This is a genomic window from Marinobacter mangrovi (assembly GCF_016798325.1).
GTDB classification, from domain to species: domain Bacteria; phylum Pseudomonadota; class Gammaproteobacteria; order Pseudomonadales; family Oleiphilaceae; genus Marinobacter_A; species Marinobacter_A mangrovi.
In genome coordinates, this window is the sequence record NZ_JAERVO010000006.1 from 116,197 (window position 1) to 140,449 (window position 24,253).

Genomic DNA, 24,253 nt, shown 5'->3' on the forward strand with positions numbered 1-24,253 from the left:
TCCTCTTATTGCGGGAGTGCGGCTGCGGGCCGCGGTTGCAGAGCATTGGCGAGAGTGGACAACACCACGTCGGCCGCGATAGCCAGTCCGATCGTCGGCAAGGCGCCCAGCATGACCAGGTCCATGGCCGCCTGCCCCAGCCCCTGGAAAATAAAGGTACCGAACCCCCCGGCGCCGATCAGTGCTGCCACCGCGGTCAGTCCCATCGCCTGGATGGCGGTAATGCGAACGCCCTCGATGATGACCGGGATCGCCAGCGGCAATCGGGCCTGCAGGAACAATTGGCGCTCGGTCATGCCCATGCCCCGCCCGGCATCGATCACCGCTTCCGGGACTTCCGTCAAAGCCACGAACGTATTACGCACCATCGGCAACAGGCTGTAGGCGATCAGCGCCAACAGCGCCGGCGCCCAACCAATGCCACGGATACCCAGGCTTTGCAGCAGCGGGAACGCGGCTGTCAGCGCGCTGAGCGGGGCAATCAGGAGACCGAACAAGGCCAGGCTGGGAATGGTCTGCAGGAAGCTGACGACGCCAAACACCGGCCGGCGCCAGGCTTCCGAGCGCATCATTTTCAATACCAGGGCAAACGCCAGCACGAAGCTGATCGCCACCGCGCCCAAAGCCAGCGCCAGATGAGCCCAGAGTGCCTGCAGGAATTGATCGGGCCGGTTGCTGAATTCGCGCATCAGCGAGAGGCTGTCGAGCCCGCCTTGACGGATCAACAGCGCCCAGCCTGCCAGGATCACCACCAGGATGCCCAGTTGGCCACGCCGCCCGATCCGCAGCCGTCCCACCACCTCAATCAGCATCAACACCAGCAGGAACAGCAATGACCAGAAGCCGGCGCCAACCGCCGTGCGGGCATAGGGCGAATCCTTGGGAAGATGGGCGGACGTGAAGATCACCAGCAGATCGGGCAATGCCGCCAGTGCCAGGGTCAGCAGGATGCCGAGCAGGGTATAGCGCCGGCGCAGCGGCAGGACCGCCAGCGCCATCAGCACACACAAACCGGCCGAAACCGTGACGGCGCCAAGCCAACCGGCCGCCGCAAACAGACCGTATCCGGTTCCGGGCACGATTCGGTTGGGCTGGACCGTTCCCAGGTCCAATACCCACACCAACACCAGGGCCAACAGCCCCAGTACGGTGATAACCCGATTGGGCGGTTCGTCGAGGGAAGGCAAACTCAATCCTGTTTGAGGGAGTCCAGGTAGTCCCGGGCCACTTTCTCGGCCGGGGCGCCGTTGACGGCCACTTCACCATTCAGGCGCTGCAGGGTTTCCAGGTCAAGGGACTCAAACACCGGCTTGAGGATGTCGCGGATCTGCGGATACGCCTTGAGCACCGGCTCGCGAATGATGGGCGTTGGCTGATACACCGGCTGTACGCCTTTGGTGTCGGTCATCACCTTCAGATCCAGGGCGTTGAGGCCGCCGTCCGTGCCATAGGTCATGGCGCCGTTGACGTCGTTGTCGTTGAGCGCCGCGGCGCGCATGGTGGCGGCGGTGTTGCCGCCGGACAGGATCAGCAACTGGTCCGACTTCAGCTCGAAGCCATAGGCTTTCTGAAACGCCGGCAGCGCACTGGCGGATTCCACGAATTCCGCACTGGCCGCAAATCGGAACGCGCCGCCGTTGTTGATGTAGGCCGCCAGATCGTCGAGCGTCTCCAGGTTTTCCTTGCGGGCCAGATCGCCCCGCACGCTCATGGCCCAGGTGTTGTTGGCATCGGCCGGCGTCAGCCAGACGATTTTCTCGGCGTCGTAATCCAGCTTCTTGGCCATCTCATAGGCCGGGCCAGCCTTGTTCCAGACGCCGCTGTCGGTTTTGTCGTAAAAGAAGGCGGCGTTGCCGGTGTATTCGGGATAGATGTCGATTTCGCCGGCCTTGATGGCGTTGCGCACAATATTGGTGGCCCCGAGCTGGATCCGGTTTTCTACCGGGATGTCGGCCCTCTGCAGGCTCTGCAGGATCATCTGCCCCAGCACCGAGCCCTCGGTGTCGATTTTGGAGGACACCACGACCGGTTCGGCGGCCAGCACCGGTCCGGCCACGAGCAACAACAGCGCGGGCAGGCTGCGACGAATACGCGAAATGAGGGACACGGACACTCTCCTTGCTGATTTTTTTCAGGGCAGTCTGGTTTCAAGTCTAAGCAACCCATATACGAAGGCAAGGCATATCAGGATGAAAATGAGCAGCTTATGACCGTTCGGGAATGGTCAGCGCGTCCACGCCCAACTTTTCGGGCTGGAAATCGTTGATTCTGTGATCGGATGGATAGCCGATGGAAATGCCGCACAGCAGTTTATAGCGCGCCGGAATCGTGAAGTGTTTTTCCAGCGGCGAGCGCCACAGGGCCAGCGCGCCCTGAGCACAGGTACCCAGCCCCCGGTCGGTGGCGGCCAGCATCAGGCTCTGCAGGAAAATGCCCGCGTCCAGCACGCTGTAGACGCCCAGGCCTTCGTGGACAAACAGGAACAGGGTGACCGGCGCGCCGAAGAAGCGGAAGTTTTCCGCCATCTGTTCGTGCCGGGCTTTGAAGTCTTTCCGATCAATGCCCAACATTTCATACAGGCCATAGCCGGTGGCGGCCCGGCGGGGCTGAAGATCGGATGGATACTGGCGGACCGGCTGGAAGTCGCCATCCGGCAGGCCATCCCGCGTGGCCCAGGCCAATGCCTTTTTGAGCATCGGAGCCCTCTGCAACTCGGCCACCCGGTCAAACCGCCGAGGCAACTCAGTGCGCAGGGATTCCAGTACGTCCCCCCGGGCAATCGCAAACTGGTAAGGCTGGGTATTGGACCAGCTGGGCGCTGTCACGGCTGTCGCCAGCAGATCCTTCAACACCGCGTCCGGCACCGGTTCCGGGGTAAAGGAGCGCACGCTGTGGCGGCGCGCCATGACCTCACTGAACTCCATCCTGCATTCCTTATCAAAGCCATTGAGAGGTTCTATCCTGCCTTGAGTCATCCCGAACTACTATGACTTGAGTGATGGTCGATTTGACTCAAGACGGCTTACATAATGCTTCAAAAATGTGCAGCAATAATCCTGAAACAAAAACCTTTCGTAACTGTCCAAGGTGCAGAAGCTGAACTAAGCTGAAAGCAGTCGAACCGGAATCCGACGACCGGCGCATTCGGGTTGCGACACTCCCATTTCCAAACTTTCCATCCATCTACTGGGCGCCGGTATAAGGCAAGCCTGACGATCTGAATCGGGGAACTGACACGTGTAGTTGTGCGTAACATATTGCGAGCGAGGGGCCTATATGAGCATTCTGCAGCACTTCAAAGATCGGTATGAATCAACTCAGGAGGAGGAATTCACTCTTGAGGAATACCTGGAGATCTGCAAACGCGACAAGTCGGCGTACGCCACAGCAGCCGAGCGGATGTTGATGGCGATCGGCAAACCGGAACACATAGACACCTCCCGTGATCCGCGTCTTTCACGCATCTTTTCCAACAAGGTCATTAAGAGCTACCCGGAATTCTCCGAGTTCTACGGCATGGAAGACGCCGTCGAGAACATCGTCTCCTTCTTCAAGCACGCGGCCCAGGGCCTGGAAGAGAAGAAACAGATCCTCTATCTGCTGGGCCCGGTGGGCGGCGGTAAGTCCTCCCTGGCGGAAAAGCTCAAGCAGTTGATGCAGAAGGTGCCGTTCTACGCCATCAAGGATTCCCCGGTGAACGAGTCGCCGTTGGGGCTGTTCGATCCGGACGAAGATGGCGCCATCCTGGAAGAGGAATACGGCATCCCCACCCGCTATCTCAAGCCCATCATGTCGCCCTGGGCGGTGAAGCGGTTGCATGAGTTCGGCGGGGACATCAGCCAGTTCAAGGTGGTCAAGCGTTATCCGTCGGTGCTGGACCAGATCGGCATCTCCAAGACCGAGCCCGGTGACGACAACAACCAGGACATCTCCGCCCTGGTGGGCAAGGTCAACATCCGAATGCTGGAGGAGTTCTCCCAGGATGATCCGGACGCCTACAGTTTCTCCGGCGGCCTGAGTAAGGCCAACCAGGGTCTGATGGAATTCGTCGAGATGTTCAAGGCGCCCATCAAGGTACTGCACCCGCTGCTGACCGCCACCCAGGAAGGCAACTACAACACCACCGAAGGCATGGGTTCGGTGCCGTTCGACGGCATCATCCTCGCCCACTCCAACGAGTCCGAGTGGCAGACCTTCCGTAACAACAAACACAACGAGGCGTTCCTCGACCGGGTCTACATCGTCAAGGTGCCCTATTGTGTGCGGGTGACCGAAGAGATCGACATCTACCGCAAGCTGTTGCGTAACAGCTCGCTGCAGGGTGCCCCGTGTGCGCCGGACACCCTGGACATGCTGGCCCAGTTCACCGTGCTGTCCCGCCTGAAGGAGCCTGAGAACTCCAGCATCTTCTCCAAGATGCGGGTCTACGATGGCCAGAACATCAAGGACACGGATCCCAAGGCCAAGTCGATCCAGGAGTACCGGGATTCCGCCGGTGTGAACGAGGGCATGGACGGTCTGTCGACCCGTTTCTCCTTCAAGATCCTGTCCAAGGTGTTCAACTTCGACACCACCGAAATTGCGGCCAACCCGGTCCACCTGCTGTATGTCCTCGAGAAGCAGATCGAACAGGAGCAGTTCCCCAACGAAGTGCAGGAGCGCTACCTGCGGTTCATCAAGGAATACCTGGCGCCGCACTACGTCGAGTTCATCGGCAAGGAAATCCAGACCGCTTACCTGGAGAGTTACAGCGAGTACGGCCAGAACCTGTTCGACCGCTACGTGACCTACGCGGACTTCTGGATCCAGGACCAGGAATACCGGGATCCGGAAACCGGCGAGATCCTCAACCGCTCCGCCATCAACGACGAGCTGGAGAAAATCGAAAAGCCAGCCGGCATCAGCAACCCCAAAGATTTCCGCAACGAAGTGGTCAACTTCGTACTGCGGGCACGCGCCAACAACCAGGGCCAGAATCCGTCCTGGCTCAGCTACGAAAAACTGCGCAGCGTGATCGAGAAGAAAATGTTCTCCAACACCGAGGACCTGCTTCCGGTCATCTCCTTCAACCCGAAGGCCTCGCAGGAAGACCAGAAGAAACACAAACAGTTCGTCGAAAGGATGGTCGAACGCGGGTACACCGAGAAGCAGGTCCGCCTGCTGGCCGAATGGTACCTGCGGGTCAGGAAGTCCCAGTAACGGAACGGCCGCTCGCCGCTTAACCGCAGCCGCGGCCCGACCCTGAACCAGGTTGGGAGTCAGCAAAAAGGAAAGGTGAAGCTCCCTGGAATTGACTCGAGGTCCGGGGCGTTCATGAAGGTGCAAAGTGCAAGGCGCCCAGCGCGCAACACGCGAGGCATACCGTCCGGTAGGTGAGCGTGTGAGCACTGCGCAACGCAGCAATTTGCGCCTTCAGGGACGACCTCCACCGAGAACTGGAGAGTGTTATGGGGATGACTCATGTCGTCGACCGCCGCCTGAACGGCAAAAACAAAAGCGCAGTGAACCGCGAACGCTTCCTGCGCCGTTACCGCCACCACATCAAGAAAGCGGTGGCGGATGCCGTGCAACGTCGGTCGATTACCGATATCGAACGGGGTGAGCATGTCAGCATCCCGACCAAGGATATTGACGAGCCGATTTTCCACCACGGTCCGGGCGGCCATCGTGAGGTCGTTCATCCGGGTAACAGGGAATTCGTGGCCGGCGACACGGTGCCGAAACCCCAGGGCGGCGGTGGCGGCCAGGGTCAGGGCAGCGCCAGCCCCGACGGTGAGGGGATGGACGAATTCGCCTTTCAGATCACCCAGGACGAGTTCCTGGACTTCCTGTTCGACGATCTCGAGTTGCCGAATCTGGCCCGCAAAAAGCTGAAGGATACCGAGGCGTTCAAGTACGAACGCGCCGGCTTTACCTCCCAGGGCATCCCGGCGAAGCTGGATGTGGTTCGCTCGCTGCGCGGCGCGCATGCCCGACGACTGGGTCTGGGCGGTGCCCGCAAGCGCAAGCTGCGTGAACTGGAAGCCCAACTCGCCGAACTCAAGGCCCATCCGGAGGAACCGGATCCCGCCTTCAGCCCGCAGGACCAGATCGACGCGCTGGAAGCCGAAATCAAGCGCCTGAAAGGCAACCTCCGCCGCATCCCCTGGATCGACGAGATCGACCTGCGCTACCGCCAGCACGTCAAGAAGCCGAAGCCGGCCACCAGCGCCGTCATGTTCTGCCTGATGGACGTCTCCGGCTCCATGACGCAAGTGCACAAGGACATCGCCAAGCGCTTCTTCATCCTGTTGTACCTGTTCCTGAAGAAGAACTACAAGCGCATCGAAGTGGTCTTCATCCGCCATCACACCAGTGCCAAGGAAGTGGATGAGGAAGAGTTCTTCTACTCCCGGGAAACCGGCGGGACCATCGTGTCCAGCGCCCTGAAACTGATGAAACAGATCGTGGACGCGCGTTACTCACCGTCGGAGTGGAACATCTACGCGGCCCAGGCGTCGGATGGGGACAACTGGAACGACGACTCCCCCATCTGCGGCAAGATCCTGGCCGACCAGATCCTGCCGCTGGTGCAGTATTACGCCTATGTCGAGATCACGCCGCAGGATCACCAGATGCTGTGGTACGAGTACGAGAAGATCCTGAAGCAGGACCCGAACAGTTTTGCCATGCAGCAGATCGCGGACCCGGGCGACATTTACCCGGTCTTCCGCCAGTTGTTCGAGAGGAAAGCCGCATGACCGGTACCGCTGAAAAGCCGCCCGTTGGTAACAAGCCGATATCGACCACGTCCGAGTGGACGTTCGATCTCATTCGCCAATACGACGAGGAAATCGCCAAGTGCGCCGAAGAGTTCGGTCTGGACACCTACCCCAACCAGATCGAAGTGATCAGCGCCGAGCAGATGATGGATGCCTACAGCTCCGTGGGGATGCCGGTGGGCTACCATCACTGGTCGTTCGGCAAGCAGTTCCTGAACACGTCGAAAGGCTATACCCGGGGGCAGATGGGCCTGGCGTACGAGATCGTGATCAACTCCGATCCCTGCATCGCCTACCTGATGGAGGAGAACACCCTGCCCATGCAGGCGCTGGTGATCGCCCACGCCTGCTACGGCCACAACTCCTTCTTCAAGGGCAACTACCTGTTCCGCACGTGGACCGACGCCAGCGCGATCATCGATTACCTGGTGTTCGCCCGCAATTACGTGGCCGAGTGCGAGGAACGGCACGGCGTGGACGCGGTGGAACAGATCCTGGACTCCTGCCACGCGCTGATGAACTACGGCGTCGATCGCTACAAGCGCCCGGCCCCCATTTCGGCGTCGGAGGAACAGCGTCGCCAGAAAGAGCGGGAGGAATACCTGCAACGCCAGCTTAACGACCTGTGGCGCACCATTCCCCGGATGGGCGGCGACGGCGATGACGACGAACGCCGGCGCAAGCGCTATCCGTCGGAGCCCCAGGAAAACCTGCTCTATTTCATCGAGAAGAACGCGCCGCTGCTGGAGACCTGGCAGCGCGAACTGATCCGCATCGTGCGCAAGATCGGCCAGTACTTCTATCCCCAGCGCCAGACCCAGGTCATGAACGAGGGCTGGGCCAGCTTCTGGCACTACACCCTGCTCCACCGGATGTATGAAAAAGGCCTGGTCACCGACGGCTTCATGCTGGAATTCCTGCAAAGCCACACCGCCGTCATCTACCAGCCGCCGTTCGACAGCCCCTGGTATTCCGGCATCAACCCCTACACCCTGGGCTTCTCGATCTACTCGGACCTGCGGCGGATCTGCGAGGAGCCGACCGAAGAAGACCGCCAGTGGTTCCCGGACATCGCCGGATCCGACTGGGTGGAAACGCTGCATTTCGCGATGAAGAACTTCAAGGATGAAAGCTTCATCCAGCAGTTCCTGTCGCCCAAGGTGATGCGGGATCTCAAACTGTTCGCGATTTCCAGCGACGAAGAGGAAGACGTCTACCGCATTACCGCCATCCACGACGAAATGGGCTACCGCGCCCTGCGGGAAAAGCTGGCCCGGCAATACAACCTCAGTTACCGGGAACCCAACATCCAGGTCTGGAACGTGGACCTGCGCGGTGACCGCTCGCTGACCCTGCGCCACGTGCCGGTCGATGGCGTGCCGCTTGGCGACAGCACGGTGGAAGTGATCCGTCACGTCCACCGCTTGTGGGGCTTCGACGTCCACCTGGAAAGTGTCGACGACGGCACCGTGGTGGAGGAATTCCACATTCCCCCGCACCATCTGGATGACGATGATTAAACCGTCCTGACGGCCTGCGCCCTGGTATCCCGTCAGGGCGCAGGGTGACATCGCCCGGCAGCAATGGTTTCATAGGCCGATATCAGCCTGTCTGCCGGAAGAGATCCCGCATGCAATTCCTCAATGGCATCACGCTCCTGCTGGTTTACCAACTGGTGGGCGAAGTCACTGTGCGCCTGTTCGGCCTGCCCATTCCCGGCCCGGTGCTGGGCATGGTCCTGCTGTTCCTGACACTGGTGATCCGCAAGCGCAGCAGTGCGTCCCTGGACACGGCCGCCAATGGCCTGCTCAGCCACCTGTCGCTGCTGTTCGTACCTGCCGGCGTGGGCATGATGGTGTATTTCAGTCGCATCCTGGAGGAATGGCTGCCCATTGCGTTGTCGCTGGTGCTCGGTACCGCCATCACCATGGTGGTGACCGCCGGCGCCATGCTGGCCACCCAGAAGTTACTGACCCGGGGGCAACGCCGCGATGGTTGAGACGGATCTCACGAAAATCTGGGTCTACCTGTCCGCCTCGCCCCTGCTGGGACTGACGGTCACCCTGGTCGCCTATCTGGCCGCGCATCGACTCTACGTGCTGGCCAACCAGAACCCACTGCTCAACCCGGTGATTACGGCCATCCTGATGCTGATCGCGTTTCTCAAACTGACCGGCACCTCCTACGAGGACTATTTCGCCGGCGGCCAGTTCGTCCACTTCCTGCTGGGGCCGGCCACCGTGGCCCTGGCTGTCCCGCTGTATCAGCAGTTCTCCCGGTTGCGTGCGGTGTTGGTACCGGTGGTGGTCGCGCTACTGGTCGGCGTGGTGGTCGGGGCGGTGAGTTCGATCACGATTGCCTGGCTGTTTGGCGCGTCTCCCGAGACCCAACTGTCGCTGGCGCCCAAGTCCGTGACCGCTCCAGTGGCGATGGGGATTTCCGAGCAGATCGGCGGGATTCCGTCATTGACGGCCGTGCTGGTGGTGGTCACGGGGATTCTCGGCGCGCTGATGGGCACCCGCCTGTTCGCCCTGCTGCGCATTCGCGATGACCGGGTGAAAGGCATTGCCATGGGCGTGGCCGCCCACGGCATAGGGACTGCCCGGGCCTTCCACGTCAGCCCGGTGATGGGGGCATTCTCCGGACTGGCGATGGCCCTCTCGGCGTTCGCCACCTCGGCGTTGCTGCCCTGGCTGGTAGACTGCCTGCGCTCAGTCTACGGTGGCTGGCTTTGAAACGCGCAGGCGTGTACTAAGATAGCCGTAGGTCGCTGTGCGCGTTTCAGCGACCGTCTGATCGCTGATGGTCTTTTCCCGGAAATAACCGTACTTGAAACAGCCCCGGGCGATTTCGATGGCAAACGCAATCACATCCGGCTCTGTCGGGAACTCGACACCGGACATCCGTCTCTCGATCAGGTAACGGATGCTGTTGACGGTCCCCATGCGGCTGTCCTCCCCGGCGCGAAATCCATCCCGACTCATGGGTCCTCCCAGAATCAGGATGCAGGCTATCGGGTGTTCGTTGTAGAAATCCGCCGCAGTCCGCGCCAGGCTGCCCATGACGTCGGCAAGTGCCAGGTTTCCCAGAACCGCATCAAGGCCCGCTATCCGATCCACCAGCTTCTGCTCGTACTGGTCCGAAATGGCCAGCAGAAGCGCGTATTTGCTGGGGAAAAACTGATAGACCGACGAGCGCGGCAAGCCTGACGTCTTGGCGACTTCGGGAATGGACAGGGATTCCGGCCCCTGCTCGAGCAGCAGTTTTTCAGCCGCCTGGAACATGCGTTCCACCCGCTCACGACTGCGCTCCTGGGTCGGTTTGCGCGCGTTGACCAGTTTATTGTCTTTCTCTTTCATCTTTGGGACGTCCATACAACCCCATGTTGCCATGCCATCGAAACATGGCGCATTTGTGTACACAATGACATCAGTCAAGTTTGCACCGATTTTTCGGAGGCCCCGGGTGATTGTCACCCAGGCGGCCCTGCAACATGCAAACAGCGGAAGGGATCGTTGTCGTCAAGTGCGCTCGCCCGACACCTCAAGACGGCGCATCATAAACGGCATCACCGGGACAGGGATTGCCTATCAAACGGTTTGCCAGAGACTCTCTTCTGAATGAAGAACGGCGGGTCGGTGGCAACGAGGCTGGAACGGCCCCTGACTGCATCTATTAGGGGATGCACATTATCAGCATGACTACGGACGCCAAGTACGGAGATTCGCGGATGCCTGGACAGCGCCGTTCTGAAGCCAACACACAGCCCTTCCCTGGCTGATCAGGTCCGACAGTTAACACAGCGGAGTCAGTGTTTGCAAACCCCGGACAGCTTGATCAGCCTATGTTTCGGCCGTTCACCAGTGACAGGATGTGGCGCCATTCCCCGTCGGACACGGGCATGACGGAAAGGCGGGCCCCTCGACGAACCAGGGGCAAATCAGACAGCTCCGGCTGGGCCTTGAGGGTTTGAAGCGGGACGACGTCGTCGAACTTTTCGACAAACTGCATATCCACCGCCTGCCAGCGGGGCTTATCCGGCGGGCTCTTGGGGTCGTAGTACGACGACTCGGGTTCGAACTGAAGGGGATCCGGATAGGCCGCCCGCATCACGCGGATGATCCCGGCCACACCGATTCGTTTGCAGCTGCTGTGATACAGGAAGACCTCATCCCCCGGCGCCATCTTCGCCAGGAAGTTACGGGCCTGGTAATTGCGGACTCCGTCCCACGGAATCGTGCCGTCGGGCCTCGCGGCGAAATCATCGATGCCGCATTCGTCCGGTTCACTCTTGACCAGCCAGTGAGCCATGGTTACGTCTCCCCGAATGAATAGGCCCGTTCGACCCGGGCCACCCGTACCGCGTAATGCTGGTACCACGCCTCACGTCCCAGCTCCTGTGCGACCAGATGCTCGGCATGGGCTTTCCAGCTTCGGATGGCGTCGATGTCGCGCCAATAGGAGACGGTAATGCCGACCGCCTCCCGGGCGGATTCAACGCCCAGGAAACCGGGCTGCTCGGCGGCCAGGGCCACCATCTTCCGGGCCATGGCGTCGTAACCCGGATCGGCGTCCGTGCGCAGGGACGTGAAGATCACCACGTAATACGGCGGCTCGGGAGTGTCGGCAATCAGCGCGTCGGTGTCAGCCATTTTCAGTCCAGTCGAATTCCATTTGACGTGCGGTCTTGAGGGCCAGGTCACGACCGGCAATCCGCTCCACCAGGTGCAGGCTCATGTCGATACCGGCGGAGATGCCGCCCGAAGTCACCACATCACCCTGATCAATCCAGCGGCGGCCGGGCAACACCTTCACCGCGGGAAACGCATGGCGCAGGTCGTCCATATCCTCCCAGTGTGTGGTGGCCGTGCGCCCATTCAGCAGCCCGGCGGCGGCCAGCAGGAAGGCGCCGGTACACACCGAAGCGGTCAACGGTACCTGTTCGGCTGTGTTCTCGATCCAGCGAATCACCGGGCCCTTCTCCAGTTCCGCCGTCACCACACCACCGGGCACCAATAGCAGGTCAATCGACGGATGATCGGCGATGGTGTAGTCCGCGGACACCTTCAGGCCGGCCCGCGAGTGGACCAGATCCTCATGCTGGGCAATGGTCACCACCGAAAAGGGTTCCGGCCCCACCGGATGCGCCTTGCGATAGACCCGCGACGCGGTCGTAAACACCTCGTAAGGGCCGGCAAAATCCAGCACCTCGACGTCATCAAACAAGAATATTCCGACCACAGTGGTCATAGGTTTTCCCTCGGTATCCGGGTCGCTCTCCACCTTTGACAATACCCGGCCTGTCAGGCCGGAGCCATCGGCGCGCGACGTTTTTCATCATGCCAACGTCTAAGGGGGCTGCCTTGACAGCTCAGCCTCCCACCGTCTTAACTCAATCGAACAGATCGAATTCAATCGTGCCGCGATCGCTGCAATGTTCCGGCAGGCGTACCGGTTATCCTCCGGCGCACCGGAGCATCAGATTTTCCAATAATAACAAACGCCTGGATTAAAGCCTGATCGGCTTGATCCGGAGCATACCACGCGGGGCCACAACCAGTGAGCGAGCCAGTCCAGGACAGTCGTTGTATTCTGGAAACCCGAGGTCTGACCAAAGACTTCAAGGGCTTTACCGCCGTCAAGGATGTGAACCTCAAGGTGCGGGAAGGCACCATTCATGCATTGATCGGCCCCAATGGCGCCGGTAAGACGACCTTTTTCAATCTGCTGACCAAATTCCTGACGCCCAGCGCCGGCAGCATCGTGTTCGACGGCGCCGACATTACCCGTCGCAAGCCCGCCGCCATAGCCCAGCAGGGCGTGATCCGCTCGTTCCAGATTTCCGCCGTGTTTCCGCACCTGACGGCCCGGGATAACGTTCGTATCGCGCTGCAGCGCAAGCTGGGCGTGTCTTACCATTTCTGGCGTTCGATCCGCACGCTCGACCAGCTGAACCAGCAAGCCGTCGCCCTGCTGGAACAGGTGGGCCTGCAGGATTTCGCCGAAACCCGTGCCGTGGAGATGCCCTACGGCCGCAAACGCGCACTGGAAATTGCCACCACCATCGCCCTGGAGCCCCGCCTGATGCTGCTCGATGAGCCCACGCAGGGCATGGGTGTCGAGGACGTGGGCGCGGTCACCGACCTGATCGGCCGCGTGGTCAAGGGCCGCACCATCATCATGGTGGAGCACAACCTCAATGTGGTCTCGACCCTGGCGGACCGGATCACGGTACTCAACCGCGGCGAGATCCTTGCCGAAGGCCCCTACGACGAGGTGTCCCGCAATCCCGAAGTCATGGAAGCCTACATGGGGGCCAGCGATGCCGAGTGACCGTCACGCCGAACTGCTGCGCATCGAAGACCTGCACGCCTGGTACGGTGAGTCGCACATCCTTCACGGCATGAACCTGACCGTCCACGAGGGCGAGGTGATTACCCTGCTGGGGCGTAACGGCTCCGGGCGCACTACCACGCTCAAGTCGATTCTCGGGCTGGTGGGTCGGCGCACCGGTTCGATCAAACTGCACGGGCAGGAAACCATTCACCTGCCCACTCATCGCATCGCCCATGTGGGCCGCCTGGGCTACTGCCCGGAAGAGCGCGGCATCTACGCCAGCCTGAATGTGGACGAAAACCTGGCGTTGCCGCCGAAACTGGCGGACGGCGGGCTGTCCATCGACGAGATCTACCGCATGTTTCCCAATCTGGAGGAGCGCCGCAAGAGCCAGGGCTCGAAGCTCTCCGGCGGGGAACAGCAGATGCTGGCCATCGCCCGCATCCTGCGCACCGGCGCTACCCTGCTGTTGCTCGATGAAATCACTGAAGGGTTGGCGCCGGTCATTCTGCGCTCGCTCGATGAGGTTATCCGCAAGCTGCGCGAGCGCGGTTTTACCATCGTCCTGGTGGAGCAGAACTTCCGCTTCGCGGCGCCCCTGGCCGATCGCCATTACGTGATCGAACACGGTCGTGTGGTGGAGCAGATCGCCGCGGACGAGTTGGAGGAAAAACAGGAGCAGTTGAACCGACACCTGAGTGTCTGAAGCCTGGTAGCCACCACGTTCAAGTCGTGACTGGCCGGGCAATGACCCCGCCACACCGGGGTAACCAACAACAAGAGCGAAAGTGAGGGCAAGGATTATGTTCAACCAACGCAAACTGCTACATGGCATTGTTGCCGGCCTGGGCCTGATGGTCGCCGCCGGCCCGCTGAGCGCCGCCGAAGGCCTGTCCGATGGCAAGGTCAAGATCGGCGTGTTGAGTGATATGTCCGGCGTCTACAAATCGCTGGAAGGCCCCGGGGCCGTTGTCGCCGCCAAGATGGCGGTGGAGGATTTCGGTGGCAAGGTGCTGGACAAGCCCATCGAAATTGTCTCCGCCGACCATCAGAACAAGCCGGACATCGGCGCCAGCACCGCTCGGGAATGGATCGACGCCAAACAGGTGGACATGATCACCGCATTGGATAACTCGTCGGTTGCCCTCGCCGTCCAGGGCCTGGCGTCCGAGAAGAAAGTGATCACCATGGATACCGGCGCCGGCACCACCGCCCTGACCGAGGACCAGTGCACGCCCTACGGTATCCACTACGTCTATGACACCCACGCCCTCCCGGTGGGCACCGCCACGGCCATGGTCAAGAACGGCGGCAAGAAGTGGTTCTTCATCACCGCCGACTACGCCTTCGGTCACTCCCTGCAGGAAAACACCTCTGCGGTGGTCAAGAGCCTGGACGGTGAAGTGGTCGGCAACGTGAACGCCCCGCTGGGCACCACCGACTTTTCGTCCTACCTGCTGCAGGCCCAGTCCTCCGGCGCTGACGTGATCGGTCTGGCCAACGCCGGCCAGGACACGGTCAACGCCATCAAGCAGGCCAACCAGTTCCGCATCGTCCAGAGCGGCCAGAAACTGGCCGGCATGCTGGTATTCATCACCGACATCCAGAGCATGGGCCTGGACATCGCCCAGGGTCTCCAGTTCACCACCGCCTTCGTGTGGAACCAGGATGACGAGGCCGAGACATGGTCCCGCCGTTACTATGAAAAACAGGGCGCGATGCCGACCATGGTGCAGGCCGGGGTTTATTCCGCTGTAACCAACTATCTCAAGGCAATCGAAGCGGTGGGCTCCGACGATCCCGATGCCGTGCGCAAGCAACTGGGTGAGATGGAACTCAACGACATGTTCGTCAAGGGCGGCAAGATCCTCCCCAACGGCCTGATGCTGCACGACATGTACCTGGTGGAAGCCAAGAAGCCGGACGAATCCAAGGAAGACTGGGATTTGCTCAAGGTCATCTCGAAGATCCCTGCTGAGCAGGCTTACATCCCGCTGTCCGAAAGCAAGTGTTCGCTGCTGAAGTAAACGCTGCGGCCGGGCGGCATGCTGCTGCCCGGTCCGGCTTGTGAGGAGTTGCTAACGTGTCGATGCAGGTGATCCTGGCCCAGGCGCTGCTGGGGCTGAACGTGGGCGTGTTCTACGCCATGTTGAGCCTTGGTCTGGCGGTCATATTCGGGCTGCTCAACATCATCAACTTCGCCCATGGGGCGATGTATATGCTGGGCGCCTTTGTTGCCCTGATCGGCTACAGCCTGCTGGACGACTGGTTCGGCATCAGCCTTCAGATCGGCTTCTGGGCCTCGCTGATCGTTGCGCCACTGTTTGTGGGCATCCTCGGCATGATCATCGAACGCACCATGCTCAAGCGGCTCTACGAACTGGACCACATCTACGGCCTGCTGCTGACCTTCGGCATTACCCTGATCCTGCAGGGCCTGTTTTCCAACTATTTCAACATTTCCGGCACGCCCTACCCGGGCCAGCCGGAATCCCTGAGCGGCGTGGTCAACCTCAGCTTCATGTATTTCCCGACGTACCGGCTGTTCGCCATCGTCTTCTCGATCGTGGTGTGCTTCGCCACCTGGTTCGTGATCGAACACACCCGGCTGGGCTCACGGCTGCGGGCCGGCGTGGAGAATCCCACCCTGACCCAGGCCTTCGGCCTCAACGTGCCGTTGATGATCACCCTGACCTTCGGCTTCGGCTGCGCCCTGGCGGGCCTGGCCGGGGTGCTGGCCGCCCCGATCTATTCGGTCAGTCCACTGATGGGGGCCGACCTGATCATCGTCGTGTTTGCGGTGGTGGTGATCGGTGGTATGGGGTCGATCATGGGCGCCATCCTCACCGGCCTCGCCCTGGGGCTGGTGGAAGGGATTACCAAGGTGGTCTATCCGCCGGCGGCCAGTACCGTGATTTTCTTCCTCATGGTGCTGGTGCTGCTGTTCCGTCCCGCCGGTCTGTTTGGTAAGGAGAGGTGATCCATCATGGTTAATCGCGTGCTTTGGGTCATCATGCTGGTCGTCGGGCTGACGGCGCCCTTCTACGCCTATCCGGTCTTCGTGATGGACCTGCTGTGTTTCGCCCTGTTCGCCTGCGCGTTCAATTTGCTGCTGGGCTACGTGGGACTGCTCTCTTTCGGTCATGCGGCTTTCTTCGGCGGGGCCGCCTATATCGCCGGCTACGTGATCAAGGCCTGGGGCTTCCCGCCGTTGCTGGGCATTGCCGCCGGGGCGTTGTTCGCCATGGTATTGGGCGCGGTTTTCGGCTTCCTGGCCATTCGGCGCCAGGGCATCTACTTCGCGATGATTACCCTGGCCCTGGCCCAGATCATCTACTTCATGATCCTGCAGCTGCCCTTCACCGGTGGGGAGAACGGTCTGCAGGGCATCCCCCGGGGCAAGCTGTTGGGCTTCATCGATCTGAACCAACCGCTGGCCATGTACTACTTCGTGTTCGCCGTGTTCCTGTTCGGTTTCTGCGTCATCTACCGCACCATCAATTCGCCCTTCGGCGAGGTGTTGCAGGCCATTCGCGAGAATGAATCGCGGGCACTGTCCCTCGGCTATGACGTGGACAAGTTCAAGCTGCAGGCGTTCGTAATCTCCGCCACACTAGCGGGTCTGGCCGGAGCCACCAAAGCCGTGGTGTTCCAGTTCGCCGCGCTGACCACGGCCCACTGGCAGACCTCTGGCGAAGTCATCCTGATGACCCTGGTGGGCGGCCTGGGCACGGTGTTCGGGCCGGTGATCGGGGCCATCACGGTGGGATCGCTCAGCCACGAACTCAGCGCGTTTGGCTCCTGGGTGCAGGTGATCCTGGGGGCCATCTTCGTGGTCTGTGTACTGGTGTTCCGGCGTGGCATCATCGGCGAGCTGCACCGCTTCTTCGGCGGTCGTTGATCCAACTCAACTCCCGTCGGCAAGGCATCGATCCGACACCAATGTCACGCGTATCATGATGTTCCAGAGTCACCGGAATCACGGGCTGCGTCCCAGCGCGCCCGCCCGCGAAACAGGAGGACACCATGAACGTCACTTTTATCGGTCTCGGCATCATGGGCCAGAACATGGCCCGCAACCTGCTACCGCACTGCACACTCACCGTATTCAACCGCTCACCGCAGCCGGTGGAAGCGCTGGCCGCGGACGGCGCAACCGCCGCAACCTCTCTCACTGACGCCGTTGCGGATGCGGACGTCGTCTTTACCATGCTGGCCAAACCCGAGGTGGTGGCCGCCCAGGCGTTCGGCGAAGAAGGATTTCTGCAGGCGATGCCCAACGACAGCCTATGGGTGGACTGCTCCACCGTGAACCCGTCGTTCTCCCGCGAGGCGGCACAAGTGGCCAAGGCTTCAGGCATTCGTTTCCTGGATGCACCAGTGGCCGGTACCCGCAAGCCCGCTGAAGACGGCACCCTGACCTTTCTCGTCGGCGGCGCTGAAGCCGACCTGAACCAGGCACGCCCCCTGCTCGAGCACATGGGCAGCAAAATCGTCCATACCGGCAACCACGGCCAGGGCAGTGCCTTCAAGATGCTGATCAACGCGCAACTGGCCCAGTCCATGGCCGTATTCGCCGAGACCACGCTGCTCGGTGAAAAGCTGGGATTCTCCCGCGAGATGCTGATGGATACCCTGCCCAACCTGCCGGTCAGCGCGCCGTTCCTGACCGGCAAGGCGGAGCTGATTCGTCACGGCCAGTTCGAGCCGCAATTTCCCCTGGAGCTGATGCTCAAGGATCTGCATCTTCTGGAAAAGACCGCCTACGAGCACCGGCAGCCGCTGTTCATGAGCAGCGTCGCCAAGGCGCTCTACGCCAGTGCTGACGCCGCCGGCCACGGCCGCGACGATTTCTCCGCACTGCACGCCTTCCTGGACAGTCACAACCAGAGCTGAGACGGCATAGGGGATGTCCCTTATGCTCCGCCGTTTCCTTAGCAGGCTTTAATTAGTAAACTACACATATTCCATTTCCCGGGTATCCCTGACAAGGTCAACGATTCAGGGATATCCGTGGCATCAGCTGTCGCCGTTCACCGGCCCGGCCGGAGCGTCGGCACTCGCCCGCCACAGCTGCCGTATCTGACAGATTCAACACGGCCTGCCGCTCCGCCGGAGCGTGGCTGGCGTTATCGGAGCAACAACAATGAGCACATCCGACCCGAACACCAAACCGGCGCCGCTGCCGCGCCGGACCCGACTGATTCGCCGTACGCTGCTGGTGGGTATCCCGCTGGTGGTCGTGGTGGTTGCGGGTCTGATGTCGATTTTTGGCGGCCGCTACGTGTCCACCGAGAACGCCTACATCGGTGCACCCCTGATCAAAATCGCACCGGAAGTGAGTGGCCAGATCAGCGAGGTGCGGGTGGAAGAGAACCAGCTGGTCCGTAAGGGCGATCTGATGCTGCAGATCGACCCGGCGCCGTATCGCATTGCCGTCGATCATGCCAAAGCGGAACTGGCAAAGGCCGCCAATGACATCCGTACGCTGGAGGCGAGCTACGCCACCCGGCAGGAAGACCTGTCCCTGGCGGAAGAGAACGTCGCCTTTGCCAAGCGCGAACTGGCCCGCCAGCAGGCGCTGGCCAAACGCCAGCTCACCTCGGAATCGGAGTTGGAAAAATACCGCCACGATTACACCACCGCCCGTCGCGAACAGGCGGCGATCGAGCGCGACCTGAAGCGTATTGCCACCAGCCTCGGTGGCAAGGTGGACCTGCCGGTAGAGCAGCATCCGGATTACCAGGTGGCCAAGGCCAACCTGGAGCAGGCGGAGCTGGACCTCGAGCACACCCATATTCGCGCACCGTTTGACGGCATTGCCGCCAAGACACCCGATCCCGGCGCCTACGCCCGGGCCAGCGCCTCCGTGATGGGCCTGGTCGGCAACCGCAACCTGTGGATCGACGCCAACTTCAAGGAAACCGACCTGACCCGCGTCAAACCCGGCCAGGCCGTCTCGATCGAAGTGGACACCTACCCGGATCGGGAATTCCACGGCCACGTGGCCAGCATCGCCCAGGCCACCGGCGCCGAGTTCTCTGTGCTGCCGGCACAGAACGCCACCGGTAACTGGGTGAAGGTGGTCCAGCGCATCCCGGTGCGCATCCGCTTTGACGACCTGCCGGCGGACATCGGCCTGCGCGCCGGCATGAGCACCATCGTCGAGATCGATACCGGGTATCCGGACGCGGATGTGCCGCTCGTCGGCTGGCTGCGCGGTTTGGTCTCGAAAGCCCATGCCGAAGAACCCCCTGCTGAATGACGGCCGCAACCACCACGGCCGGTGAACAGGGTGGCCTGAAGCGGGGATGGATCACCCTCTCCATCATGCTGGCCACCATCATGCAGGCGCTGGACACCACCATCGCCAACGTGGCGCTGCCCAACATGAAAGGCAGCATGTCGGCCACCGAGGAACAGATTTCCTGGGTGCTGACCTCCTACATCGTCGCCGCCGCCATTGCCACGCCGCTGACCGGTTTCCTGGCCGGCCGGCTGGGTCGCAAGCGCCTGTTCCTGTTGTCGGTTACCGGTTTCACCATCGCCTCCGTGCTGTGCGGCATTGCCGGCAACCTGGAAGAGATGGTGCTGTTCCGGCTGCTGCAGGGCATCTTCGGCGCCGGGCTGGTCCCGTTGTCCCAGGCGGTTCTGCTGGACACCTATCCCCGTGAGCAACACGGCTCCGCCATGGCCATGTGGGGCGTGGGCGTTATGGTTGGCCCGATTCTCGGCCCCACCCTCGGCGGTTACCTGACCGAAGTGCTGAACTGGCGCTGGGTCTTCTTTATCAACCTGCCTTTCGGAATTCTTTCGCTGCTGGGTATCCTGTTCTTTGTGCCGGAGACGGAGCAGGTCAAACGCCGCTTCGATGTTTTTGGCTTCGCCCTGCTCGGGCTTTCAATCGGCGCGTTGCAGCTGATGCTGGACCGCGGCCAGAGCCTCGACTGGTTCTCATCCGGCGAAGTCATGCTGGAAGCCACGGTCGCCGCCTGTGCCCTGATGATGTTCCTCGTCCACATGTTCACTTATCGGGAACCGTTCGTGGAACCCGGGCTTTTCAAAGACCGCAACCTGGCCATCGGCCTGATCTTCATCTTCATGATCGGGGTAATCCTGCTGGCCACGCTGGCACTGCTGCCACCGTTCCTGCAGAACCTGATGGACTATCCGGTGATCACCACCGGGCTGGTCTTGGCCCCACGCGGACTGGGCAGCATGTTCTCGATGATGCTGGTGGGCCGGCTGGTGAATAAAGTGGACATCCGCCTGCTGATCCTGACCGGCCTGATCCTGATGACCGCCAGCCTCTTCGAGATGGCCAATTTCAATACCGAAGTGTCGTCCCTGCGGGTGGCACTGACGGGTGTGGTCCAGGGCATGGGGCTGGGCATGGTGTTCGTGCCGCTGAGCACCATCAGTTTTGCCACCCTGGCCTCGCGCTACCGCACCGAAGCCACCGCCATGTTCAGCCTGATGCGCAACATCGGCAGCTCCATCGGCATCTCGGTGATGGTGACGCTGGTGGCCCGAAACACCCAGATCAATCACGCCAGCCTGGGGGAATACCTCAACCCGTTCCGGCCGGCGTTCCAGTCGATGACCCTGCCCGGCGGCATCGATCCGTCCAGCACCACGGGCCTGGCCTACCTCAACAGCATGGCGACCCAACAGGCGGCCGCCATCGGCTACCTCAACGACTTCCGCCTGATGGCCTGGGTGGCGTTGGCGTCCATCCCGCTGTTGCTGCTATTCCGTTCTCCCAAAAAAGCGAAACCAGCGGACTGATTCGCCGGTCCGGCACATAAAGGTGAACCGGACCGGCCCACAACTCTTATACTTCCCCGACAAGATCAATGAACGGGACGCCCATGACCTCGGATCGCCGCAAGGCCCTGAAACTCGCCACCGACTTCATCATGCCCTACCGCAAGGCGCTGGCCGGTGCCTTTGCCGCACTGGTGTTCACCGCGGGCATCACGCTGTCTCTGGGCCAGGGCATCCGGCTGCTGGTGGACCAGGGATTCGTCACCGGCTCACCGGAACTGCTCAACCGCTCCGTCCTGTTGTTCTTCATACTCATCGGCTGTCTGGCGGTCGGCACGTTCGTGCGCTTCTATCTGGTCTCCTGGATCGGCGAGCGGGTGGTTGCGGATATCCGGAAGCAGGTATTTAACCACCTGATCGATCTGCATCCCGGCTTTTTCGAAACCAATCGCGGCCTGGAGATTCAGTCCCGCCTGACCACCGACACCACCGTACTGCAATCGGTCATCGGCTCCACCATATCCATGGCCCTGCGCAACTTCTTCATGATGATTGGCGGGATCATCCTGTTGTTCGTCACCAACGTGAAGCTGACCAGCATCGTGATGCTGGCGGTGCCGCTCGTGGTGGCCCCGATCCTGATTTTCGGCCGGCGCGTGCGGCGCCTGTCCCGCCAGAGCCAGGACCGGGTGGCGGATGTGGGCAGCTACGTGGGCGAGATCCTGGGGCAGATCAAGATCGTGCAGGCCTACAACCACCAGCCCCAGGATCAGGACCGCTTCGGTGAGGTGGTGGAGAACGCTTTCGCCGTGGCCCGCCAGCGCATCCGTCAGCGGGCGTGGCTGATTGCCATCGTGATCCTGCTGATTCTCGGCGCGGTGGGCATCATGCTCTGGGTCGGCGGGCAGGACGTGATTGCCGGCGAGATCACCGGCGGCGAACTGGCCGCGTTCGTGTTCTACAGTCTGATCGTGGGCTCATCCGTGGGTTCGCTGAGCGAAGTCATCGGCGAATTGCAGCGGGCCGCCGGTGCCGCCGCGCGGATCGTGGAACTGCTGCAGACCGGCAGTGAGATCACGCCGCCGGAACATCCCCGCTCGCTACCCGTCCCGGTGCGGGGTGAGATCGCATTCGAGGCCCTGCGTTTTGCCTATCCCGGACGCCCCAACGTGGACGTGATCGACGGCATCGACCTGACCGTCACCGCCGGTGAAACACTGGCCCTGGTGGGCCCGTCCGGCGCCGGCAAGTCGACGTTGTTCGATCTGCTCCTGCGTTTCTTCGATCCCCGCAGCGGCGGCATCCGCATCGACGGCGTGGACATCCGGGAACTGGACCCGGCGGAGTTGCGCCGCTGCTTTGCCCTGGTCTCCCAGACGCCGGCGCTTTTCTTCGGCAGCATCGCCGACAACATCCGCTACGGTCGGCCCGAAGCCTCCCAGGCCGACATCGAAGCCGCTGCCCGCGTCGCCCACGCCCACGAGTTCATCACCGATCTGCCCGACGGCTACGACACTCGACTGGGCGATGCCGGCCTGGGCCTGTCCGGCGGTCAGCGCCAGCGCATTGCCATCGCCCGGGCGCTGATCATGGACGCGCCCATCCTGCTGCTGGACGAAGCCACCAGCGCCCTGGATGCCCAGAGCGAGCACCTGATCCAGCAGGCCCTGCCGGAGCTGATGGCCGGCCGCACGACGCTGGTGATTGCCCACCGTCTGGCCACGGTCAAGCACGCCGACCGCATTGCGGTGCTGGATCACGGCCGGCTGCATGGCGTTGGCTCGCACCAGGAACTGATCCACAGCGACCCGCTGTACGCCCGTCTGGCCGAACTGCAATTCCGGGAACCGGAAAACGCATCATCGGCCTGACGGCCAGCTATGCTAACCTTGCGCCCACCCATTTTTGACAGGACGACGTTCGCACCATGGCCGGTTCCAGCAAGAAAGTGATTTTCGCCGCCCTCGGGGGCAACCTGCTCATCGCCATCACCAAGTTCGTGGCCGCTGTGGTCACCGGCAGTTCGGCCATGTTCTCCGAAGGCGTCCACTCGCTCGTGGATACCGGCAACCAGATCCTGTTGCTCTACGGCCTCAAGCGTTCCGCGCGGCCCGCCGACGAGAAGTTTCCGTTTGGTCACGGCAAGGAGGTGTACTTCTGGAGCTTCGTGGTCGCCATCCTGATCTTCGCGGTGGGTTCGGGCATTTCGATCTACGAAGGCGTTCATCGCATCCTCGATCCCTCTCCCATCGAAAACCCCATCGTCAACTACATCGTGCTGGGCCTGGGCATCCTGTTCGAAGGCGCCGCCTGGTATTTTGCACTGACCGAATTCTCCCGCTCCAAAGGCAAATGGGGTTACATCGAGGCGGTCCAGCGGGGCAAGGATCCGACCAATTTCGTGGTGCTGTTCGAGGACTCGGCGGCCATCGTTGGCCTGGTGGTTGCCATAGTCGGCATCTACCTGGCGGACAACACCGGCCTGCTGTGGATGGACGGCGTCGCCTCGGTGATCATCGGCCTGATCCTGGGCGGCACGGCCATCTGGCTGGCCTACGAAACCAAGGGGCTGCTGATCGGCGAATCCGCCAACCAGGCGGTGATTGCCGGCATCCGCAAACTCGCGGTCGACATGCCGGAAATCGACAAGGTGAACGAACTGCTCACGATGCACATGGGCCCGGACTTTGTGCTGGTCAACCTGAGCGTCAAGTTCCGGCCCCAGCAATCCGTGGCGGATCTGGAAGCCGTCATCGCCGACCTCGACCACCGCATCAAGGAAGCCTATCCCCAGGCCAAACGGATCTTCGTGGAAGCGGAGGCCCTGCAAGCCCACACCCAGGCCTCGGCCGCGCCGAACCGCTGATCATGAACCCAACGGCATCATCCGCCTCGGTCATGAGCTTCCAGGGCTGGCGTCAGCGCCTGGGCGCCGGCCTGGCCCTGTGGGCGATGGTGCTGATCTTTGCCGCACCGCTGTGGTCGAAATCCATGGCGCTGATGCACCACGACGGCACGAGCCCGGACAGGGCCGGTCACGCGGACCATCACGCCATGGCCGACGTGCCCATGGCGCCTCCTGCCACGGACGGGCCGATCACCTTCGATCACCCGGAGTGCGGCTATTGTGTGCTGCTGGCGCACGTCACGCCGATGTCGCCCCCGCCGCTGACCATTGCCGCACCGGTTCGCTGGTCCCTGACGGCCGATCGCTGGCCGGTCCGCACCGTCGCCTCCCGGCAACTCCGTTACGCCATTGCCGAAGTGCGCGCGCCACCCACCTTCACCGGATAACCCGCCCCTTTTACAGGCCCATGCAACCGCTGCCGGACGGCGGCACAGCTTTCCTGTGTCCGTGACCGGCGCGGAGGCGTGGTGCTTTTCGCTGA

At 61.7% G+C, this 24,253-nt stretch carries 23 protein-coding genes; 16 read left to right on the forward strand and 7 right to left on the reverse strand.

Annotation, left to right across the window (positions count from 1 at the left end):
- Positions 1-5 precede the first annotated feature (5 nt).
- The 3 genes from JL474_RS17175 to JL474_RS17185 form a co-directional block, all read right to left on the reverse strand.
- A complete protein-coding gene (locus tag JL474_RS17175) occupies positions 6-1,187 on the reverse strand; it encodes an ABC transporter permease (protein WP_236012339.1) in 1,182 nt (393 codons plus the stop codon).
- A 2-nt stretch (positions 1,188-1,189) separates the two neighbouring features.
- Positions 1,190-2,107, reverse strand: a complete 918-nt coding sequence (gene osmF, locus JL474_RS17180) for a glycine betaine ABC transporter substrate-binding protein OsmF (RefSeq protein WP_407944068.1) — start codon at positions 2,105-2,107, stop codon at positions 1,190-1,192.
- 97 nt (positions 2,108-2,204) lie between these two features.
- Positions 2,205-2,924, reverse strand: a complete 720-nt coding sequence (locus tag JL474_RS17185) for a nitroreductase (protein WP_203143053.1) — start codon at positions 2,922-2,924, stop codon at positions 2,205-2,207.
- Between the two features lie 352 nt (positions 2,925-3,276).
- On the opposite strand from JL474_RS17185, the gene JL474_RS17190 reads away from it, so the two are divergent.
- The 5 genes from JL474_RS17190 to JL474_RS17210 all read left to right on the forward strand — a co-directional run bounded on the left by JL474_RS17190 (position 3,277) and on the right by JL474_RS17210 (position 9,496).
- The gene (locus tag JL474_RS17190; RefSeq protein ID WP_203143054.1) at positions 3,277-5,199 is read left to right on the forward strand and encodes a PrkA family serine protein kinase; all 1,923 of its coding nucleotides are present in this window, start codon (positions 3,277-3,279) and stop codon (positions 5,197-5,199) included.
- A 248-nt stretch (positions 5,200-5,447) separates the two neighbouring features.
- Positions 5,448-6,740 (forward strand): YeaH/YhbH family protein, encoded by a 1,293-nt coding sequence (locus JL474_RS17195; protein ID WP_236012340.1) that lies wholly within the window; start codon positions 5,448-5,450, stop codon positions 6,738-6,740.
- Positions 6,737-8,281, forward strand: a complete 1,545-nt coding sequence (locus tag JL474_RS17200; protein ID WP_123635881.1) for a SpoVR family protein — start codon at positions 6,737-6,739, stop codon at positions 8,279-8,281. Before JL474_RS17195 ends, JL474_RS17200 begins: the two co-directional genes overlap by 4 nt.
- A gap of 110 nt (positions 8,282-8,391) precedes the next feature.
- A complete protein-coding gene (locus JL474_RS17205; RefSeq protein WP_203143055.1) occupies positions 8,392-8,760 on the forward strand; it encodes a CidA/LrgA family protein in 369 nt (122 codons plus the stop codon).
- Entirely contained in the window at positions 8,753-9,496 is a 744-nt protein-coding gene (locus tag JL474_RS17210) for an LrgB family protein (RefSeq protein WP_203143056.1), read from the forward strand. Before JL474_RS17205 ends, JL474_RS17210 begins: the two co-directional genes overlap by 8 nt.
- On the opposite strand, the gene JL474_RS17215 is transcribed toward JL474_RS17210, so the two are convergent.
- The 4 genes from JL474_RS17215 to JL474_RS17230 all read right to left on the reverse strand — a co-directional run bounded on the left by JL474_RS17215 (position 9,473) and on the right by JL474_RS17230 (position 12,011).
- Positions 9,473-10,120, reverse strand: coding sequence for a TetR/AcrR family transcriptional regulator (locus tag JL474_RS17215; RefSeq protein WP_203143057.1), 648 nt, complete (start codon positions 10,118-10,120; stop codon positions 9,473-9,475). The genes JL474_RS17210 and JL474_RS17215 overlap by 24 nt on opposite strands.
- A gap of 478 nt (positions 10,121-10,598) precedes the next feature.
- Positions 10,599-11,072: an EVE domain-containing protein gene (locus JL474_RS17220; RefSeq protein ID WP_203143058.1), complete on the reverse strand. Its 474-nt coding sequence runs from the start codon at positions 11,070-11,072 to the stop codon at positions 10,599-10,601.
- 2 nt (positions 11,073-11,074) lie between these two features.
- Positions 11,075-11,413, reverse strand: a complete 339-nt coding sequence (locus JL474_RS17225) for an antibiotic biosynthesis monooxygenase family protein (protein ID WP_203143059.1) — start codon at positions 11,411-11,413, stop codon at positions 11,075-11,077.
- Positions 11,406-12,011, reverse strand: coding sequence for a DJ-1/PfpI family protein (locus JL474_RS17230; RefSeq protein ID WP_203143060.1), 606 nt, complete (start codon positions 12,009-12,011; stop codon positions 11,406-11,408). Before JL474_RS17230 ends, JL474_RS17225 begins: the two co-directional genes overlap by 8 nt.
- A 309-nt stretch (positions 12,012-12,320) precedes the next feature.
- Between JL474_RS17230 and JL474_RS17235 the strand changes: the two genes are divergently transcribed.
- The 11 genes from JL474_RS17235 to JL474_RS17285 all read left to right on the forward strand — a co-directional run bounded on the left by JL474_RS17235 (position 12,321) and on the right by JL474_RS17285 (position 24,158).
- On the forward strand, positions 12,321-13,094 hold the full coding sequence (locus tag JL474_RS17235) for an ABC transporter ATP-binding protein (protein WP_203143061.1): 774 nt from the start codon (positions 12,321-12,323) through the stop codon (positions 13,092-13,094).
- Positions 13,084-13,803, forward strand: coding sequence for an ABC transporter ATP-binding protein (locus tag JL474_RS17240; protein ID WP_203143062.1), 720 nt, complete (start codon positions 13,084-13,086; stop codon positions 13,801-13,803). Before JL474_RS17235 ends, JL474_RS17240 begins: the two co-directional genes overlap by 11 nt.
- A 97-nt stretch (positions 13,804-13,900) precedes the next feature.
- Positions 13,901-15,124: an ABC transporter substrate-binding protein gene (locus JL474_RS17245; RefSeq protein ID WP_203143063.1), complete on the forward strand. Its 1,224-nt coding sequence runs from the start codon at positions 13,901-13,903 to the stop codon at positions 15,122-15,124.
- A 62-nt stretch (positions 15,125-15,186) separates the two neighbouring features.
- A complete protein-coding gene (locus tag JL474_RS17250) occupies positions 15,187-16,077 on the forward strand; it encodes a branched-chain amino acid ABC transporter permease (RefSeq protein ID WP_203143169.1) in 891 nt (296 codons plus the stop codon).
- 6 nt (positions 16,078-16,083) lie between these two features.
- Positions 16,084-16,998, forward strand: a complete 915-nt coding sequence (locus tag JL474_RS17255) for a branched-chain amino acid ABC transporter permease (protein ID WP_203143064.1) — start codon at positions 16,084-16,086, stop codon at positions 16,996-16,998.
- A gap of 125 nt (positions 16,999-17,123) precedes the next feature.
- The gene (locus tag JL474_RS17260) at positions 17,124-17,993 is read left to right on the forward strand and encodes an NAD(P)-dependent oxidoreductase (RefSeq protein WP_203143065.1); all 870 of its coding nucleotides are present in this window, start codon (positions 17,124-17,126) and stop codon (positions 17,991-17,993) included.
- Positions 17,994-18,243: 250 nt separating this feature from the next.
- Positions 18,244-19,362 (forward strand): HlyD family secretion protein, encoded by a 1,119-nt coding sequence (locus tag JL474_RS17265; protein WP_203143066.1) that lies wholly within the window; start codon positions 18,244-18,246, stop codon positions 19,360-19,362.
- Entirely contained in the window at positions 19,359-20,885 is a 1,527-nt protein-coding gene (locus tag JL474_RS17270) for a DHA2 family efflux MFS transporter permease subunit (protein ID WP_268890369.1), read from the forward strand. Before JL474_RS17265 ends, JL474_RS17270 begins: the two co-directional genes overlap by 4 nt.
- Positions 20,886-20,968: 83 nt before the next feature.
- Positions 20,969-22,735, forward strand: a complete 1,767-nt coding sequence (locus JL474_RS17275; RefSeq protein WP_203143067.1) for an ABC transporter transmembrane domain-containing protein — start codon at positions 20,969-20,971, stop codon at positions 22,733-22,735.
- 56 nt (positions 22,736-22,791) lie between these two features.
- The gene (locus tag JL474_RS17280; protein ID WP_131483307.1) at positions 22,792-23,730 is read left to right on the forward strand and encodes a cation diffusion facilitator family transporter; all 939 of its coding nucleotides are present in this window, start codon (positions 22,792-22,794) and stop codon (positions 23,728-23,730) included.
- A gap of 2 nt (positions 23,731-23,732) precedes the next feature.
- Positions 23,733-24,158: a DUF2946 domain-containing protein gene (locus tag JL474_RS17285; protein ID WP_203143068.1), complete on the forward strand. Its 426-nt coding sequence runs from the start codon at positions 23,733-23,735 to the stop codon at positions 24,156-24,158.
- Positions 24,159-24,253 lie beyond the last annotated feature (95 nt).